Source organism: Streptomyces sp. CHD11 (assembly GCF_018638295.1).
GTDB lineage: Bacteria > Actinomycetota > Actinomycetes > Streptomycetales > Streptomycetaceae > Streptomyces.
Map to the genome: position 1 here is coordinate 108,759 of NZ_JABTTS010000016.1, position 17,792 is coordinate 126,550.

Genomic DNA, 17,792 nt, shown 5'->3' on the forward strand with positions numbered 1-17,792 from the left:
CCCTCGTCACGGACCCGTGTCAGACCACCAGGAACGCCGCCGTGAGCAGACCCGCCCCCGACAACGCCAGCCCCCATCCCACCCGCGTCATCAGCAGACCACCCGCCACCACCACCGACGCCAGCAGCAACGCACCACCCAGCGGCACCCACGCGTAGAGAACCCCCGCCGGACCCGAGCGGACCCCCTGCGCACCGCCCGGCTTCAGCACCACCGTGTACGTCCGGCCCTTCTCCACCGCCGCCGACTTCTCCAGCACGACCTCGGCGCGCGGCTGCGAGCCCCGCGACAACGGCGTGTACGGGCCCGTGCACGTCTGCTCGCCGCACCCGGTCACCTCGACGGTGCCCCGCTCCCGCCCCTTCGTCAGCATCGCGTGCTGCGCCGTACCCCACGACGCCCACACCCCCGCGATCAGGATCAGCGCCGCGACCGTACCCATCGCCGCGAACCGGCCGAAACGCAGGGCGGAGTGGCCACGGGAGGAGCGGACCGCAGAAGACATGGCCGAGATCCTTGGCCATGACCTCGCGGCCGGTCAACTCGGGCGAGGGTCAGAGAACGGACAACCCCACCGAAGCCACCCTCAGCAGGTCACGAGTTGTACGTCCCCTGCGCCCGCTCCAGCCCCTCGGTCACCAGACACTCCACCGCGTCCGCCGCCCGGTCCACGAAGTAGTCCAGCTCCTTGCGCTCCGCGGCGGAGAAGTCCTTCAGTACGAAATCCGCCACCGGCATCCGCCCCGGCGGCCTGCCGATCCCGAACCGCACCCGGTGGTAGTCCCGCCCGAACGCACCCGTCAGCGACTTCAGACCGTTGTGACCGTTGTCCCCGCCACCGAGCTTCAGCCGCAGCGTCCCGTAGTCGATGTCCAGCTCGTCATGGATCGCCACCAGGCACTCCACGGGCACCTTGTAGAAGTCCCGCAGCGCGTTCACCGGACCGCCCGACAGGTTCATGTACGACATCGGCTTCGCCAGGATCACCCGCCGGCCCCCCGCACCCGGAGGACCCACCCGGCCCTCCACCACCTGCGCCTGCGCCTTCCCCGCCCGCTTGAACCGGCCGCCCATCCGCTCCGCCAGCAGATCCGCCACCATGAACCCCACGTTGTGCCGGTTCATCGCATACCCCGGCCCCGGATTGCCCAGCCCCACCACCAGCCAGGGCCCCGCCGCACCCGCCGCACCCGCACTCGCCGCACCCGCACCCGCCGTCACGCCCATGTCTCCTTCCCGCGCGTCGTCCACACACGCGCGACCCGATACACGTCGGCCGCTGCCCCGGAACGGAAAGCAGCGGCCGACGAACGACTACAAGCGGACGATCAGGCCTCGGCGGCCTCGTCGCCCTCGCCCTCGGACGCCTCCTCGGCCTGCGCGGCCAGCACCTGGAGGACCACCGTCTCCCCGTCGACGGCCAGCGACGCGCCGGAGGGAAGCGGGATGTCCTTGGCGAGGATGGTGGCACCGGCCGACAGACCCTGGATGGACACCGTCACACCGTCGGGGATGTCCGTCGCCTGGGCCTCGATGGGAAGCGTCGGCAGGACGTGCTCCAGCAGGTTGCCGCCCGGGGCCAGCTCACCCTCGGTCTGCACGTAGATCTCGACCTGGACCTTCTCGCCACGCTTCACCTTCAGCAGGTCCACGTGCTCCAGGAAACCCTTCAGCGGGTCACGCTGGACGGCCTTCGGGATCGCCAGCTGGCGCTCCTTGCCGTCGATGTCCAGCTCGATCAGCACGTTCGGCGTACGCAGCGCCAGCAGCAGCTCGTGGCCCGGAAGGGTCACGTGCAGCGGCTCGAGCCCGTGCTCGTAGACCACACCGGGAACGTTGTTGTCACGACGGATACGGCGCGCGGCACCCTTGCCGAACTCGGTGCGCGTCGCGGCGGAGATCTTTACCTCGGACATGCTCACTCCTCGAAGTCAGAAACGGACGTGGTCACCCGGCCACGAACGGCCTGCTACGAAGAGCGCGTCGATAACGGACCGCCGTACAGGCTTCGGATGAAGCGGTACGGCCTCCCTCGCCGAGCAACTCGGGCAGTCTACTCGGACCAGGAGGCCGCACCCAAAACGATCACCGGGACCCGAACGGGTGCCCGACTGCAGAACCCTTACTGCTCGTCGAACAGGCTGGTCACAGAACCGTCCTGGAACACCTCACGCGCCGCGCGCGCGATCGTCGGCGCGATCGACAGCACCTTGATCTTGTCCAGGCTCTCACTCAGCTCGAGCGGCGTCGGCAGCGTGTCCGTGAACACGAACTCACTCACCTTCGAGTTCTTCAGCCGGTCCGCCGCCGGACCCGACAGCACACCGTGCGTCGCCGTCACGATGACGTCCTCCGCACCATGCGCGAACAGCGCGTCCGCCGCCGCACAGATCGTGCCGCCCGTGTCGATCATGTCGTCCACCAGGACACACACGCGGCCCTTCACCTCACCGACCACCTCATGCACGGTGACCTGGTTCGCCACGTCCTTGTCCCGGCGCTTGTGCACGATCGCCAGCGGCGCGCCCAGCCGGTCGCACCACCGGTCCGCCACCCGCACCCGCCCCGCGTCCGGAGACACCACCGTCAGCTTCGAACGGTCCACCTTCGCGCCCACGTAGTCCGCCAGCAGCGGCAGCGCGAACAGATGATCCACCGGCCCGTCGAAGAAACCCTGGATCTGGTCCGTGTGCAGATCCACCGCCAGCAGCCGCGTCGCGCCCGCCGTCTTCATCAGGTCCGCGATCAGACGCGCCGAGATCGGCTCACGGCCCCGGTGCTTCTTGTCCTGCCGCGCGTAACCGTAGAACGGCAGGATCACCGTGATCGACCGCGCCGACGCACGCTTCAGCGCGTCGATCATGATCAGCTGCTCCATGATCCACTTGTTGATCGGAGCGGTGTGGCTCTGCATCAGGAAGCAGTCGGCGCCACGGGCCGACTCCTGATACCGCACATAGATCTCACCATTGGCGAAGTCAAGGGCCTTCGTCGGGACGACGTCGACCTCCAACTGGCGGGCGACCTCCTCGGCAAGCTCGGGGTGGGCGCGGCCGGAGAAGAGCATCATCTTCTTCTCGCCGGTCGTCTTGATCCCGGTCACAGCACGTTCTCCTCAGAGGTGTCTCAGCAGGTGGGGGTGCAGATGTGCACTTATCACGGTACGCCCTGTCCGGACCGGCGAAATCCGGTCAGCCCCGGTCAGCCGTCCTCGGCCGGCCCCCGGGAAGCCTCCTCCGCGGCCTTCGCCGCGGCGCTCCCCGGACGCTTGCGGGCCACCCAGCCCTCGATATTGCGCTGCTGGCCACGGGCCACGGCCAGTGACCCGGGCGGCACATCCTTGGTGATCACCGAGCCGGCAGCCGTGTAGGCGCCGTCCCCGACCGTGACAGGTGCCACAAACATGTTGTCCGAACCCGTCTTGCAGTGCGACCCGACCGTCGTGTGGTGCTTGTGCTCCCCGTCATAGTTGACGAACACACTCGCCGCACCGATGTTCGAGAACGCGCCGATCGTCGCGTCACCCACATACGACAGATGCGGAACCTTCGTCCCCTCACCGATCGACGCGTTCTTGGTCTCCACGTACGTACCGATCTTGCCCTTGCGCGCCAGCCGCGTCCCCGGACGCAGATACGCGAACGGCCCCACGCTCGCCTCCGGACCCACATCGGCGCCCACCGCCACCGTGTTGTCCACCCGCGCACCCGCACCCACCCGGGTGTCCGTCAGCCGCGTGTTCGGACCCACCTCGGCCCCCTCGGCGAGATGCGTCGCACCGTGCAACTGCGTACCCGGATGCACGATCACGTCCCGCTCGAACGTCACCGTCGAGTCGACCCACGTCGAGGCCGGATCCACCACCGTCACACCCGACAGCATCGCGGCCGTCAGCAACCGGTCGTTCAGCACCCGCCGCGCCTGCGACAACTGCACGCGGTTGTTGATCCCCGCGATCTCACGGTGATCCACCGCCACCGACGCACCCACCCGGTGCCCCGCCTCACGCAGGATCCCCAGGACGTCCGTCAGATACTCCTCACCCTGGCTGTTGTCCGTACGCACCCGCTTCAGCGCGTCCGCCAGCAGCGCACCGTCGAACGCGAACACACCCGAATTGATCTCCCGGACCGCCAGCACCTCCGCCGACGCGTCCTTGTGCTCCACGATCGCCGTCACGGCACCGGAGGCGTCCCGGACGATCCGCCCGTACCCGGTGGCGTCCGGCACCTCGGCCGTCAGCACGGTCACCGCGTTCCCGTCCGCCGAGTGCGCCTGCGACAGCCGGCGCAGCGTCTCACCCGTCAGCAACGGGGTGTCACCGCACACCACCACCACGGTCCCGTCCACGCAGCCGCCCAGCTCCTCCAGCCCCATCCGCACGGCGTGACCCGTGCCGTTCTGCTCCTCCTGCACCGCGGTGCGCACGGCGGGGGCGACCTCGGCGAGGTGCGCGGTCACCTTCTCGCGGGCGTGGCCCACGACGACGACCAGGTTCTCCGGCTCGAGTTCACCGGCGGCGGTGAGGACGTGGCCCACCAGGGAACGGCCACAGATGTCGTGCAGGACCTTCGGAGTGGCCGACTTCATACGGGTGCCCTCACCCGCTGCGAGTACGACGACGGCTGCCGGGCGGTTGGCGCTCACGGGGATGCCCTTCGGCTGTTCGGGGAGGGGGTGACATCCGCAGGATACCGGGGTGGGGGTGGGGGGACATGAGTGCGGGCCCCGACGTGAAGGTCCAGGGCCCGGATGTGACAGCTCCCCCATCAGGATTTGAACCTGAACTTAAGGGACCAAAACCCTCAGTGCTGCCTGATTACACCATGGGGGATGAAACTCGACTGAACCGGACATTCTGTGAGGTCGCCGAGTCGGCACCCAACACTATGCCGTACCAAGAGCCTTCGATGCGACGGTACGGATCCGCGCCTTCAGGATGTTGATCACGAAGCACTTCCGTGCGACGCACGCCGGTGCGGGTGTCACCTTCATTCCGCCTGGGCGGAATGGTGTGTTCCGCTGTCGAACGGTGACCGATTCAGCAGTTCGAAGATTTCGGTCCGTAACGCACTCGATCGGTCACCCTGTGTGGTGTGGATCGGGCGTGGATACTCACCGGATCCGTGGCAGGGGGCGCCCGTAGGCTGGGGTGCATGACCACGACGGGGGAAGAGCTGGTGACGGCCCGGGGCGGGCCGTGGTGGTGGGAGCGGCGGCGTGGTGCCGTGCTGGATGTGGGCCTGGCGCTGGTGTCGGCGCTGGAGTGCGGGGTGGAGGGGGTTCCGTTCGCGTGGGCGGCGGGGATCCCGGTGGCCGTGGGGGTCGTGTTCGGCCTGCTGGCCGGGTCGGTGCTGTTGGTGCGGCGGAGGTGGCCGATCGCCGTGGTGCTGGTGGCGATCGCGGTGACGCCGGCGTCGATGGGCTTTCTGCTGGGCATCGTCGGTCTGTACTCGCTGGCCGCGTCGGATCTGCCGCGGCGGATCATCGGTCTGCTGGCGGGGATGCAGACGGTGGGCGTGCTGATCGTGATGTTCGTGCGCCTGCGGCAGGGGGTGGAGCGGGACGAGCTGGAGTTCGGGGACTGGCTGGTGTCGTTCGCGTCGATCACGACGGCGCTGGGTGTGACGGCTCCGCCGTTGTTGCTGGGGTTGTACGTGGGGGCGCGGCGGCGGTTGATGGAGAGCCTGCGGGAGCGGGCGGACAGTCTGGAGCGGGAGCTTCAGCTGCTGGCGGAGCGCGCCGAGGAGCGGGCGGAGTGGGCGCGGGGGGAGGAGCGGACGCGGATCGCGCGTGAGATGCACGACGTGGTGGCGCACCGGGTGAGTCTGATGGTGGTGCACGCGGCGGCGTTGCAGGCGGTGGCGCGGAAGGATCCGGAGAAGGCGGTGAGGAACGCCGCGCTGGTGGGGGACATGGGGCGGCAGGCGCTGACGGAGTTGCGGGAGATGCTCGGGGTGCTGCGGTCCGGTGGGGCGGGGCGGCGGGTGGAGCGGGCGTCGGTGCCGCTGGCGGCGGTGGGGGTGGCCGCGGCGGCCGCGGCGTCGCGGGCCGTGGGTGGGGCGGCGGGTCCGGGGGAGGGGCCGTGCCTGGCGGAGATCGAGGAGCTGGTGGGGCAGTCGGCGGCGGCGGGGATGGTCGTGGATCTGTCGGTGGCGGGGGAGAGCCGTGCCTGTGCGCCGGAGGTGGAGTCGACGGCGTACCGGGTGGTGCAGGAGGCGTTGACGAACGTGCACAAGCATGCGGCGGGTGCGAAGACGTATGTGCGTCTGGCGTACCGGGTGTCGGAGATCGCGATGCAGGTGGAGAACGACGCGCCGCCGGAGGCGGGGGCGGGGGCGTCGGCGGGGCTGCCGTCGGGGGGGAACGGTCTGGTGGGGATGAAGGAGCGGGTGTCGGCGCTGGGCGGGGTGTTCGTGTCGGGGCCGACGGATGCGGGGGGTTTCCGGGTGTCGGCGGTGATTCCGGCGTCGTAGGCCCGGTCCGGGGGTGTTCGGGTGTTCAGCCGGCGGTGAGGCGGGCGGGCTGGATGCCGGTGATGAGGGTGGTGATGCCGTGGTCGATCGTGGGGCCGAGGTACCAGTCGCCGGTGTGGTCGAGGGTGTAGACGCGGCCTTGGGCGTCGATGGCGAGGAGCGCGTGGGTGCTCGTCTCGGTGCCGAGGGGGCAGACCTCGGTGTCGAGGGCGCGGCCGAGGTCGGCGAGGGTGCGGGCGCTGTGGAGGCCGTGGAGGGGGTCGAGGTGGAGGGTCGCGGGGGCGACCTGGCGGCCGGGCCCTGTGGGGTTGATGTGGAGACCGCCGAATTCGGCCCAGGCTTCGACCGCCGCGGGGAAGACGGTGTGGCGGTGTCCTGCCGGTGAGGTGTGGTCGCGGAGGGTGTCGGCCCAAACTTCGGCCTGCTTGATGTCCCAGCGTCCGGGCTGCCATCCGGCGGTGCGGAGGGCGGCGTCGACGGGGACGGCGAAGCGGGTGGTCGAGGTGCGGTCGGCGTGCATCTGCTCTTCGTTCGTCGTGGTCGGTGGGGGGTGCTTCAGCCGTCGGTGGTGGCGGGGTCGACCGTGCGGACGCCGAAGTGGGCGGTGAGGGCGGTGCAGGCGCGGCAGGGGGCGGCGTAGCTGCCGTGGAGGGGGTCGCCGTCCTCGCGGATGTGGCGGGTGGTGAGTTTCGCCTGCTTGAGTGCTCTGCGTGCTTCGCCGTTGGTCATGGGCTTGCGGGCGGCGCGTTTGCTGCGGGCGGTGTCGGCGGTGGTGATGTGCCGGGAGATGAGGATGGTCTCGGCGCAGCGTCCGGTGAAGCGGTCGCGCTGGTCGCTGGTGAGAGTGTCGAGGAAGTCCTGGACGAGGGGGTGGAGGGCGGGGGGTGTGTCGCCGCGTGCGGGGGTGCCGGTGAGGGTGGTGCCGCGGAGGGAGAGGGCGGCGGCGATGGTGGGGAGGATGCCGTCGCGGCGGTGGTGGAGGGCGGGGGCGTGGGTGGTGTCGGTGGCGCTCCAGCCGACGCGGGGGTCGCCGGAGCGGGGGTCGCCGGATGGGCCGGTGTGTGTCCCCGTCTGTGTCACGTTCATGATCGTCATCCCCTCCCGAGCATCCCCCCGGAGGTCACAGAGTGCCAAACGCGGTGGCTGATGTGGAAGCTGGGGCGTGGCGACACGCCCGGGTTTGGGCGGGCTGTCACCGGAGGGTGACGGTTGGTCACGGAAGCGGAGGGGCGGGTGGCCGGTGCCGGTGACCGGTGGGGGCGTACCGCATAGGCTGTCGGCACCGCGATTCACGCGGTGATCCGCGCGGTTGTCCGTGCGGGCGCCGTGGGGGTCGGGTCGGTAAGCAGTCGAGACGGACGTGACAGTCGCATACGTTCCGTAACCGCCCGAAGGGGGCGGAGCGGGTCGTACAGAATGCCGCAGGGGGCAACCGCCATGACGACAGGTCGGCTCGGGCTGGGGGCACCTCCCGGCCGCCAGGCCGGGGGACAAGCCGCGCCGCCGAACGCGGCCTACGCGGGTCAGGTCGTGCACTTCCCGGATCCGGTGCGGGCGGCCCGTCACCCGAGAGGGGTGCGGGTGGATGAGCATGGTTATCCGGTTTTCTCGCCCTATGCGCGTGCGGTGGTGGAGATCGCGGATCCGCCGGAGGGCTTCGGTGTCGACGAGCTGCGTCTGACGGACTTCGTGTCGGCGAACGCGGCGTCGGCGGCGGATGGCCACGATCTGTGGGACACGGTTCCGGCGGTGGCGACGCCGCACGGCTGGACGTGGCATCACGTGGTGGGGTCGCGGCGGCTGGAGCTGGTGCCGGTCGAGGTGAAGGCGTTGCTGCGGCATCACGGCGGGGTCGCGACGGCGGCGGTGGATCACGGCAAGCGGGGGACGCGGCCGCTGCAGGAGACGCGTCCGGCGCATTTCGGGCTGCCGAAGTCGGGTGTGGCGGTGGCGGAGTCGCTGGTGCTGGGGGTCGAGGAGGATCTCGGGTACCGGTTGCCGGGTGCGTACCGGTCGTTCCTGAAGGCGGCGGGCGGTTGTGCGCCGGTGGGGACGGCGCTGGACGCGGAGCTGGGTCTGCTGGTGGATCAGCCGTTCTTCACGGTGCGGGACGAGGCGGCCGTCAACGACCTCGTCTATGTGAACAAGTGCCTGCGTGACCATCTGACCAAGGACTACCTGTGCGTGGCTTTCGTGCAGGGTGGTCTGCTGGCGGTGAAGGTGCGGGGCGAGCGGCAGGGTTCGGTGTGGTTCTGCGCGTACGACGATGTGCGGGACGTGGATCCGTCGGTGCCGCCGGCCGAGCGGGTGGAGCGGTTGTTGCTGCCGTGCGGTGAGGACTTCGATGTGTTCCTGTCCCGGCTCGCGGGGTCTCCGCCGGAGCTGGAGACGGTGGCGAATCTGATGGTGGACGGCGGGTTCGCGCGTGTCGTTCCGGTTTCGGCTGGGGAGTGAGGCTCGGCGATGGTGACGTTCGCGCAGGCGCAGGAGCGCGCTGAGGAGTGGGTCAACGGGGATGTGCCGTCGTACCAGCACCGTGCGGTGCGGGTACGGGAGTTCGATCTCGGATTCGTGGTGTGGGCGGAGGACCGTGCGGACGGGCCCCGTTCGGACGGTGGTGCGCAGCGGCTGGTGATCGCCCGGGACAGTGGTGAGGCGACGCTGTGGCCGGGGCTGCCGGTGGGCGAGGTGATCCGCCGGTACGAGGAGGAGTACGGACGTGACGCGTCGGAGCCGGCGCCGGCTCCGGCGCCCGCGGCGCGGGTGGACCTGAACCAGACGTCGTTCCTGCTGAGTCCGCCGGAATGGCTGCAGGAGGCGGCGGACCGGCTGGGGATCCCGGATCGCCGGGGGGAGGGCTCGGGCGCTGTCCCGGCCGCCGCCCCGGATCCGGGGGCGTCCGCTTCCGCTGCGGGCGCCGGTCCGCGGGACGCTCCGGTGCCGGGTGGGACCGGCGGGTCCGGCAGTGGGTCCGCGTGGCCGGCCGCCGGTGGGGACGCTGTCCCGGCGGCTGCCGGGGAGCCTGCCGATGCGACGCCGTGGGCCGGTACGGATACCAACGCCGATGCCGGCGAGGACGGTTCCGTGCCGCTGCCGCAGACGGTGTTCGCGCCGCAGCTGAGCGAGCCGGGTGACGACACGCCGCCGCCTCCCGCGGTGACGGCGGAGGCGCACACGGCGCTGATGTCGGGTGGCAGTCAGCTGCCGCCGACGGCTGTCGCGCCGGCGATCCAGGATCCGGCGGCGCGGCAGGGGACACCGCCGCCCGCGCCGTACGGGTCTTCGCAGGGCGGCGCGCCGGGTACGCCTCCGCCGCCCGGTTCCGCGCCGCCCGGTTCCGCTCCGGGCGTGTCCGGTCCGGGTGTGCCGCCGCCGGCCAACGCCGGTGACATCGCCGACGTGGCGACCAGCAAGGCGACTCCGCCGCCGCGCCGTGCCGCCGGTTCGACGACACCGCCCCCTCCGGGTGCCCCGGGGACTCCGGGCGCGCGGCCGGGTACGCCCGCGCCGCCGTCGGGCGGCACGCCCGCCGCCGGTCCGGCGGGCGGGTACGTCCCGACGCAGTTGGTGTCGTCACTCGGCCCGGAGGGCCAGGGCGCCCCGACACCGCCTCCCGGTGCCCCGACGCCCCCGCCGCCCGGTGCTCCGACGCCGCCTCCCGGTACTCCGGCACCGCCGCCCGGGGGTGTCCACCATGCCGCGACGATGTTCGCCGATCCGGGAGGGTCGGGGCCGGGCGCTCCCGGCATGCCTCCGCCCCCGCCTCCGGGCGCTCCTGGGGCGCCCGGTGCTCCCCAGCCCCCCGGACCGCCCGGTGTTCCCGGTGCTCCGCAGCCGCCCGCCGCCCCCGGCGCTCCGGGGACGGCGGGAGGCGGGCGTGCTCCCGTGCACCACGCGGAGACGGTGCTGTCCGGGCCTCCGGTGGCCGGCCCCGGTACGCCCCCGCCGCCGGCTCCTCCCGGTGCGCCCGGTGTGCCCGGCGGCGTTCTCCCGATGCCGCCCGGTGCGGTGCCGCCCGGCACGCCTCCGCCCGGTGTCCCGGGTGGTCCGGGGCAGCCGCCGGCGTACGGCTATCCGCCGGGGCCCCCCACCGGTCAGCCGACCGTCGGTCCCGGCTACCAGGCGGTGCTGCGTTACCGGGCGCAGGACGGCAGCGAGCAGCAGCTCATCCGGCGTTCGGCGCCGGGTACGCCGCATCCGGAGTGGCAGATCTTCCATGAACTGCGTGCCATGAACGTGCCGCCGGACCAGGTGCTGGAGCTGCACACCGAGCTGGAGTCGTGTGAGCTGCCGGGTGCCTACTGCGCGCGGATGATCCGGGAGCAGTGGCCGCAGGCGCGGATCACGTCGATCGCGCCGTACGGCACGGATCACGCGAGCCGGCAGCAGGGTATGCGTCAACTGATCGCTCACCAAGGTGAGTTGCATCAGGTGGCGGACGGCCCGGCGCGTCCGGCGCCGGTGCGCGCGCCGGTTGTCCCGGTGCAGCCCGCGCCGCCGGTTCCGCCGGAGGCGGTGGCGCAGGAGCTCGCGGGGGCGTTCGGGCCGGGTGTGTTCCGGTTCGAGCAGGCGGCGGTGTCCCGGCAGGGTGTGCCGCCGGTCGTGGCGCACACGCTGGTGGCGGCGGGGCTGCCGATGGACATGGGCCCGTTCTTCTGGGCGCAGGCGCAGCCGGGCCGTCCGGTGCCGACGCTGGCGGAGCTGGCGGCGGAGCGGGGTGTGCCGGCGGCCGCCGACGCGGGCTCGTACCTGGTGATGGGCAGTGACTTCGGCCGGGCGATCTGTGTGCAGTACGGCACGGCGAACATCGTGGCGGTGCCGGTGGAGGCCGGACCGGGCGGTGCGCCGGTTCCGCCGCAGTTCGTGAACACGGGTCTGCCGGAGTTCGCGCGGTGTCTGGCACTGCTGGGGCGGATGTGGCGACTGCGGTTCGGACTGAACCAGGAGCAGGCGGGCCGCTGGACGGTCGACTTCCAGGCGCAGCTGGCGGCGCTGGACCCGGCGGCGCTGGGTTCGCCGGAGAGCTGGTGGTCGGTGCTGCTGGAGCAGATGTGGGACGGGCTGTTGTGACCCGTTGACGCGGGGCGCCGTACGGCGCGCGGAGCCGGGCCCGGTCGTTTCGACGACCGGGCCCGGCTTTTGCGTGCCCGCTCCACGCGGAGTGCCGGAGTGCCGGAGTGCCGGAGTGCCGGGGGTGCGGGGGAGTGTCGCGGAGTGTCGCGTTATGAACACTTCCGTGTGATCCATCAAGATGTGCGCGATTCATCCCATTTCGTGCTCGGTCGTCGTGCTGGGCTTCGTGTCCGTCGGTGAAGAGGGGTTCCAGGGTGAGCAGCGCATCGGTGTCGTCGCAGGGCTTCGAGGTCGTACGGGGTCGTGGCTACCGTCCTCTGCAGGTGATCGCGTACGTCGAGGCCCTTTCGAAGGACCGTGACGCCGCCTGGGAGCGGGCGGCGCGGCTGACCGTGCTGGCCAGGGAGATGGAGGAGGAACTGGAGCTGCTGCGGGTGCGGGTGGAGGCGCTGCCGCCGCAGACGTACGAGTCGCTGGGCCAGAGTGCGAAGCGGCTGTTCGAGCTGGCCGGGGAGGAGACGGCGGCGGTGCGGGACGGCGGCCGGCAGCAGGCCCAGGACCTCCTGGATCTGGCGCGGGAGGAGGCGGCGGGTGTGGAGGAGGCGGCGCGGGCGTACGCCGCCGCGGTGCGCGCGGAGGCCGAGGAGTACGCCGGTGAGCGGCTGGCCGCGGCCCGCGCGGAGGCCGACGGGATCCGGGTCCAGGCCCGGCTGGAGGTGAAGGAGGAGCGCGGGCGGACCCTGGCGGCGCTGCGGGAGATGCGCGACCGTACCTCGCGGCTGCTGGCGGAGGGGGCCGGCGAGCAGGCGGAACGGCTGGACGCGGTCGCCCGGGAGGAGGCCGTACGGGTGGCCGCGCTGGATGCCCGGGAGGCGGAGGCGGAGGCGCGCGCGGAGCGGGCGCTCGCCGAGGCGCGGCAGGTGTTCGCCGGGGCGGAGGAGTCGGCGCGCCGCCGCGAGGAGGAGGCGCGGGAGCGGGCGGCGGAGGTGGTCGCCGAGGCGCGGGCGCGTGCGGCGGGCATCGAACGGGAGACCGAGCGGGTGCTGCGTGACCACGCCGACCGGCGGGAGGACGTGCAGACGCACATGGACCACGTGTGCGCCAGCCTCAGCGCGCTGACGGGGCGGGTGGTGGAGTGACCGCGTCCACGGTCCCTCCCGGGGGTGCCGGAGCCAGCGCCCTGTTCACCCTGCTGATGTTCCGGCCGCAGCCCCCCGGCTGGCTGTACATCGGGGACGCCGCCGTCGTCGTGGTGGAGGACGTCGTCGTGAGCGTGGTGGCCGACGCCCCGCCGGAGACGCTCCCGGCGGCACCGGGACCGCTGACCGTGTCCGCCCTGTACGACCGGGAGGAGAACCAGTTGTGGTGGGAGAGCCGATGGCCGGCGCGTCCGGCCCCCTGAGTGTCGCCGTCGTCGACGACCACCCCGTCGTCATCGAGGGCATCCAGGCCTGGCTGTCCGAGGAGCCGCGGATCACGGTGGTGCACACCGGCGACGCCGCGGAGGTGGGACCCGGTGTCGCGGACGTCCTCGTCCTCGACCTGAATCTGCACGGCCGCCTCGTCATCACCGACATCGCCACGCTGGCCGCGGCCGGTCAGCGGGTCATCGCCTTCTCGCAGATGACCGAGCAGCGGGTGGTGCTCGAGGCGCTGGAGGCGGGCGCCTGCGAGTTCGTCGCGAAGAACGAGGGACGGGCGCACCTGGTGAACGCGGTGCCGGCGGCGGCGGGCGACCAGCCGTACGTCACCCCCACGGCCGCCGGGGTCCTGGCCGGCGACCGCCGGGCGAGCCGGCCGAAGCTGTCCTCGCAGGAACGCACCGCGCTGCTGTGGTGGTTCCAGTCCATGTCGAAGGCGTCGGTCGCCCGGCGCACGGGTGTGTCGGTGCACTCGGTGGACGTGTACATCCGCCGGGCGAGGGTCAAGTACGCGCAGGTCGGCAGGAGCGCGCCGACGAAGGCGGACATGCTGGCCCGGGCGATCGAGGACGGCCTGGTGACACCCGACGACATCACGGGCTACGAGTCGGCGGCGGCCGGGGGCTGAGCGCGCCGTGCCGTCCGCGGGACGCACGGTCACGTATCCGCCACGCACCGGTCCGCCGGCCCGGCCGGGGACTTGACCCTGACGCGACCGCAGGGTGGACCCTCGGATCGGTCCCCGGGAGGAGCCGACCCCGAGACGGACTCCGCACTTCGGCGGAGTGCCCCTAGGGGTACCTCCGTACTACGTCTCGGGGAGGGTTCGTACCGGCGGAGGATGAGAGGGGGCGGGACCCCTCCTTAACCTGGCTTTACGCCGTCGGGGGGTGGCGGAGCACAGCAACGGGGGTGGGGTTTTCCTCAGGAGAAGACTGCGCTGAGCACCAGGGCGCCCGACCCCCCTCCACCGCGAGACTGAGCACACCGAAGCACCACACATCCGGCGGCCGCCGGGAACGGCGGGCGACCGCCGGAGCACCGCATTCATTTGCTGACCTACATAGGAGACTTACCGTGACAACGGCTGTGACCATTCCCAGGCACGGGGGCACTGGAGGGACTACGGCCGTTGCCGCGCGGGCGCGGCAGGTCGTGAAGGCGTACGGCTCCGGCGAGACCCGTGTCGTCGCGCTGGACCACGTCGACGTGGACATCGCCCGGGGCCGCTTCACCGCGATCATGGGCCCCTCGGGGTCCGGCAAGTCCACCCTGATGCACTGCCTCGCCGGTCTCGACACCGTGACGTCCGGGCAGATCTACCTGGACGAGACCGAGATCACCGGTCTGAAGGACAAGAAGCTCACGCGGCTGCGCCGGGACCGGATCGGGTTCATCTTCCAGGCGTTCAACCTGCTGCCGACGCTGAACGCGCTGGAGAACATCACGCTGCCGATGGACATCGCCGGCCGCAAGCCGGACCGGGCGTGGCTGGACCGGGTGGTGGAGACCGTCGGGCTCGCGGAGCGGCTGAAGCACCGGCCGACGCAGCTCTCCGGCGGCCAGCAGCAGCGGGTGGCCGTGGCGCGGGCCCTTGCCGCCCGGCCGGAGATCATCTTCGGTGACGAGCCGACCGGGAACCTCGACTCCCGCGCGGGCGCCGAAGTGCTCGGCTTCCTGCGCCGCTCGGTGGACGAGCTGGGCCAGACCATCGTCATGGTCACCCACGACCCCGTCGCCGCCTCCTACGCGGACCGGGTGCTGTATCTCGCCGACGGCCGCATCGTCGACGAGATGCAGCAGCCGACCGCCGAGCAGGTCCTGGACCGCATGAAGGACTTCGACGCCCGGGGGCGCACGTCATGACCGTCCTCAAGACCTCGATGCGCAACTTCTTCGCGCACAAGGGACGCATGGCGCTGTCCGCGATCGCGGTGCTGCTGTCGGTGGCGTTCGTCTGCGGGACCCTGGTGTTCACGGACACCATGAACACCACGTTCGACAAGCTGTTCGCGGCGACGGCGTCGGACGTCACCGTCAGCAACAAGGACGCCTCCGACAGCGGTGAGACGACCTCAGGCAACGGCAGGCCGCCGGTGGTACAGGCCTCCGTGCTCGACGAGGTCAAGGCCGCGGACGGCGTGAAGTCGGCCGAGGGCGCGGTGAGTTCCACCTCGGTGACCGTCGTCGACGGCGACAAGGACAACCTTTCGCCGACCAGCGGCGGGCCGACCATCGTCGGCAGCTGGAACGCCAACGACGCCCGCACGATGGAGATCACCTCCGGTGCCGCGCCCAAGGGTGCGGAGCAGATCATGGTCGACGCCGACACCGCCGACAAGCACGACCTGAAGCTCGGTGACGAGATCGGTGTCATCAGCGCGGTCGGCACGCACACCGCGAAGATCTCCGGTATCGCCGAGTTCACCGTCACCAACCCCGGTGCCGCGATCTTCTACGTGGACACCGAGACCGCGCAGCGGATCCTGATCGGCGAGGGCGGCGTCTACACCAGCGTCAACGTCACCGCCGCGGCCGGCGTCAGCGACGAACAGCTGAAGAAGAACGTCCTGGCCGGACTCGGCGGCGAGTACAAGGTGCTGACCGCCGAGGAGACCGCCGACGCCAACCGGGAGAGCGTCGGTGACTTCATGAGCGTCATGAAGTACGCCATGCTCGGCTTCGCCGGGATCGCCTTCCTCGTCGGCATCTTCCTGATCATCAACACCTTCTCCATGCTGGTCGCCCAGCGCACCCGGGAAATCGGCCTGATGCGGGCGATCGGCTCGTCCCGCAGGCAGGTCAACCGCTCGGTGCTGGTGGAGGCCCTGCTGCTCGGCGTGATCGGCTCGGTCCTCGGCGTCGGCGCGGGCGTCGGCCTCGCGGTCGGCCTGATGAAGCTCATGGGCCTGGTGGGCATGGAGCTGTCCACGAACGACCTCACGGTCGCCTGGACGACCCCCGCGCTCGGCCTGCTCCTCGGTGTCGTCGTCACCGTGCTCGCCGCCTACCTGCCCGCCCGGCGCGCCGGGAAGATCTCCCCGATGGCCGCGCTGCGCGACGCCGGCACCCCGGCGGACGCCAGGGCCGGCTGGATCCGGGCCGCGATCGGTCTGGTCCTCACCGGCGCCGGCGGCGCCTGCCTCTACCTGGCGGGAACCGCCGACAAGGCCGCCGACGGCTCCCTGTGGCTGGGCCTCGGTGTGGTCCTCTCCCTGGTCGGCTTCGTCATCATCGGACCGGTGCTGGCGAGCGGCATGGTCAGGGTCCTCGGCGTCGTCCTGCTGCGTGCCTTCGGCCCCGTGGGCCGCATGGCCGAGCGCAACGCCCTGCGCAACCCGCGCCGCACCGGCGCGACCGGCGCCGCGCTGATGATCGGCCTGGCCCTGGTGGCCTGCCTGTCCGTGGTCGGCTCCTCCATGGTCGCCTCGGCCACCGAGGAACTGGACAAGACGGTCGGCACGGACTTCATCATCCAGGACGACCTGGGCCAGCCGGTCACCCCGGAGGCCGTCGAGGCCGTGAAGTCGACGCCGGGGATCGACCGGGTCACCCAGTACAAGTGGACCGAGGCGGACTTCACCACGCCCGACGGCAGGACCACCGACGACACCGCGATCACCGCCGCCGACCCGACGTACGCCACCGACCTGCAGGTCGAGACCATCGCCGGCAAGCTCGCCGACGCCTACCGGCCCGACTCGATGTCCGTGCACGAGGACTTCGCCAAGGACCACGACGTGGTGCTCGGCTCGAAGATCGAGGTCGCCTTCAAGGACGGCACCACGGGCTCCCTGACCGTCCGGGCCATCACCAGCAGCGAGGGTGTGGTCGACGCGGGGGCGATGTACACGTCCATCGACACCCTCGCCACCTATGTCCCGGCCGAGAAGATGCCGCTGGACCAGCTGCTCTTCGCCTCGGCCGAGGACGGCCAGAAGGACGCCGCCTACAAGGCGCTGAAGGACTCGCTGCACGGCTTCCCGCAGTACGAGGTGCGCGACCAGACCGACTACAAGGAGGCGCTGAAGGACCAGATCGGCCAGCTGCTGAACATGATCTACGGTCTGCTGGCCCTGGCGATCGTCGTCGCGATCCTCGGTGTGGTGAACACCCTGGCCCTGTCGGTCGTCGAGCGGACCCGGGAGATCGGTCTGATGCGGGCCATCGGCCTCTCGCGCCGGCAGCTGCGCCGCATGATCCGCCTGGAGTCGGTCGTGATCGCCCTCTTCGGCGCCCTGCTGGGTCTCGGACTGGGCATGGGCTGGGGCGCCACCGCCCAGCAGCTGCTCGCCCTGGAGGGCCTGAAGGTCCTCGACATCCCGTGGCCGACGATCATCGGCGTCTTCATCGGCTCGGCCTTCGTGGGCCTCTTCGCGGCCCTGGTCCCGGCCTTCCGCGCCGGCCGCATGAACGTCCTGAACGCCATCGCCACCGAATAGCCACCGCATACGGGGGTTGCGGGGGACCGACCCGGCGCCGGAAAGTTTTTGGGGGGACTTCCCGGCGCCGGGCCCATGCGCGCTGTGACACCGCCCCGCCTCCGGGCCGGCCCTTCCTTCCCGGGGGCCCGCCCCTGATCACCCGGGCCGGCGCCCCCGCGGCCCCCTTCGGACTCGGGCGTGGCCCCGGCTCTCCGAGCCGCCGCTGTGGGGCCTGCTGCGGCCTTGCCGGGTCATCTCCTCCCGGCCCGCTCCTGATACCCCGGGTCGGCCCCGCGGTCCCGCCCTGGAACCCAGAGCCCTCGCCGAGCACGCCGTCGCCGGCTGCCGAGCATGCCGTCGCCAGCCGGCGGCCGCCGGCCGCCGGCCGCCGCGCCACA

Annotated in this window: 15 protein-coding genes; 8 read left to right on the forward strand and 7 right to left on the reverse strand. The window is 71.6% G+C overall.

Annotation, left to right across the window (positions count from 1 at the left end):
• Positions 1-19 precede the first annotated feature (19 nt).
• From HTV45_RS18415 to glmU, 5 genes are all read right to left on the reverse strand, one after another.
• Positions 20-505: a hypothetical protein gene (locus HTV45_RS18415; RefSeq protein WP_215206897.1), complete on the reverse strand. Its 486-nt coding sequence runs from the start codon at positions 503-505 to the stop codon at positions 20-22.
• A gap of 89 nt (positions 506-594) precedes the next feature.
• A complete protein-coding gene (gene pth, locus HTV45_RS18420; protein WP_308309704.1) occupies positions 595-1,221 on the reverse strand; it encodes an aminoacyl-tRNA hydrolase in 627 nt (208 codons plus the stop codon).
• 107 nt (positions 1,222-1,328) lie between these two features.
• Complete coding sequence (locus HTV45_RS18425) at positions 1,329-1,916, reverse strand: 50S ribosomal protein L25/general stress protein Ctc (RefSeq protein WP_215206899.1); 588 nt, start codon at positions 1,914-1,916, stop codon at positions 1,329-1,331.
• 206 nt (positions 1,917-2,122) lie between these two features.
• Positions 2,123-3,103 (reverse strand): ribose-phosphate diphosphokinase, encoded by a 981-nt coding sequence (locus HTV45_RS18430; RefSeq protein WP_215206900.1) that lies wholly within the window; start codon positions 3,101-3,103, stop codon positions 2,123-2,125.
• 98 nt (positions 3,104-3,201) lie between these two features.
• Positions 3,202-4,647 (reverse strand): bifunctional UDP-N-acetylglucosamine diphosphorylase/glucosamine-1-phosphate N-acetyltransferase GlmU, encoded by a 1,446-nt coding sequence (gene glmU / locus HTV45_RS18435; protein ID WP_215206901.1) that lies wholly within the window; start codon positions 4,645-4,647, stop codon positions 3,202-3,204.
• Positions 4,648-5,156: 509 nt separating this feature from the next.
• Here glmU and HTV45_RS18440 point away from each other — a divergent pair.
• Complete coding sequence (locus HTV45_RS18440) at positions 5,157-6,476, forward strand: sensor histidine kinase (RefSeq protein WP_215206902.1); 1,320 nt, start codon at positions 5,157-5,159, stop codon at positions 6,474-6,476.
• Between the two features lie 25 nt (positions 6,477-6,501).
• Here the strand turns inward: HTV45_RS18440 and HTV45_RS18445 are convergent, their stop codons facing one another.
• Both HTV45_RS18445 and HTV45_RS18450 read right to left on the reverse strand, forming a co-directional pair.
• On the reverse strand, positions 6,502-6,996 hold the full coding sequence (locus tag HTV45_RS18445; protein WP_215206903.1) for an SUKH-3 domain-containing protein: 495 nt from the start codon (positions 6,994-6,996) through the stop codon (positions 6,502-6,504).
• A gap of 35 nt (positions 6,997-7,031) precedes the next feature.
• Positions 7,032-7,562: a YwqJ-related putative deaminase gene (locus HTV45_RS18450; protein ID WP_215206904.1), complete on the reverse strand. Its 531-nt coding sequence runs from the start codon at positions 7,560-7,562 to the stop codon at positions 7,032-7,034.
• 351 nt (positions 7,563-7,913) lie between these two features.
• On the opposite strand from HTV45_RS18450, the gene HTV45_RS18455 reads away from it, so the two are divergent.
• The 7 genes from HTV45_RS18455 to HTV45_RS18485 all read left to right on the forward strand — a co-directional run bounded on the left by HTV45_RS18455 (position 7,914) and on the right by HTV45_RS18485 (position 17,412).
• Entirely contained in the window at positions 7,914-8,930 is a 1,017-nt protein-coding gene (locus HTV45_RS18455) for an SMI1/KNR4 family protein (RefSeq protein WP_215206923.1), read from the forward strand.
• Between the two features lie 9 nt (positions 8,931-8,939).
• A complete protein-coding gene (locus tag HTV45_RS18460; RefSeq protein WP_215206905.1) occupies positions 8,940-11,546 on the forward strand; it encodes an SUKH-4 family immunity protein in 2,607 nt (868 codons plus the stop codon).
• A gap of 257 nt (positions 11,547-11,803) precedes the next feature.
• A complete protein-coding gene (locus HTV45_RS18465) occupies positions 11,804-12,688 on the forward strand; it encodes a cellulose-binding protein (RefSeq protein WP_308309705.1) in 885 nt (294 codons plus the stop codon).
• The gene (locus HTV45_RS18470) at positions 12,685-12,951 is read left to right on the forward strand and encodes a hypothetical protein (RefSeq protein ID WP_215206907.1); all 267 of its coding nucleotides are present in this window, start codon (positions 12,685-12,687) and stop codon (positions 12,949-12,951) included. Before HTV45_RS18465 ends, HTV45_RS18470 begins: the two co-directional genes overlap by 4 nt.
• A complete protein-coding gene (locus HTV45_RS18475; protein ID WP_215206908.1) occupies positions 12,915-13,598 on the forward strand; it encodes a response regulator in 684 nt (227 codons plus the stop codon). The genes HTV45_RS18470 and HTV45_RS18475 overlap by 37 nt, the downstream gene beginning before the upstream one ends.
• A 449-nt stretch (positions 13,599-14,047) precedes the next feature.
• A complete protein-coding gene (locus HTV45_RS18480) occupies positions 14,048-14,836 on the forward strand; it encodes an ABC transporter ATP-binding protein (protein ID WP_215206909.1) in 789 nt (262 codons plus the stop codon).
• Entirely contained in the window at positions 14,833-17,412 is a 2,580-nt protein-coding gene (locus HTV45_RS18485) for an ABC transporter permease (RefSeq protein ID WP_215206910.1), read from the forward strand. Before HTV45_RS18480 ends, HTV45_RS18485 begins: the two co-directional genes overlap by 4 nt.
• Positions 17,413-17,792: the final 380 nt, after the last annotated feature.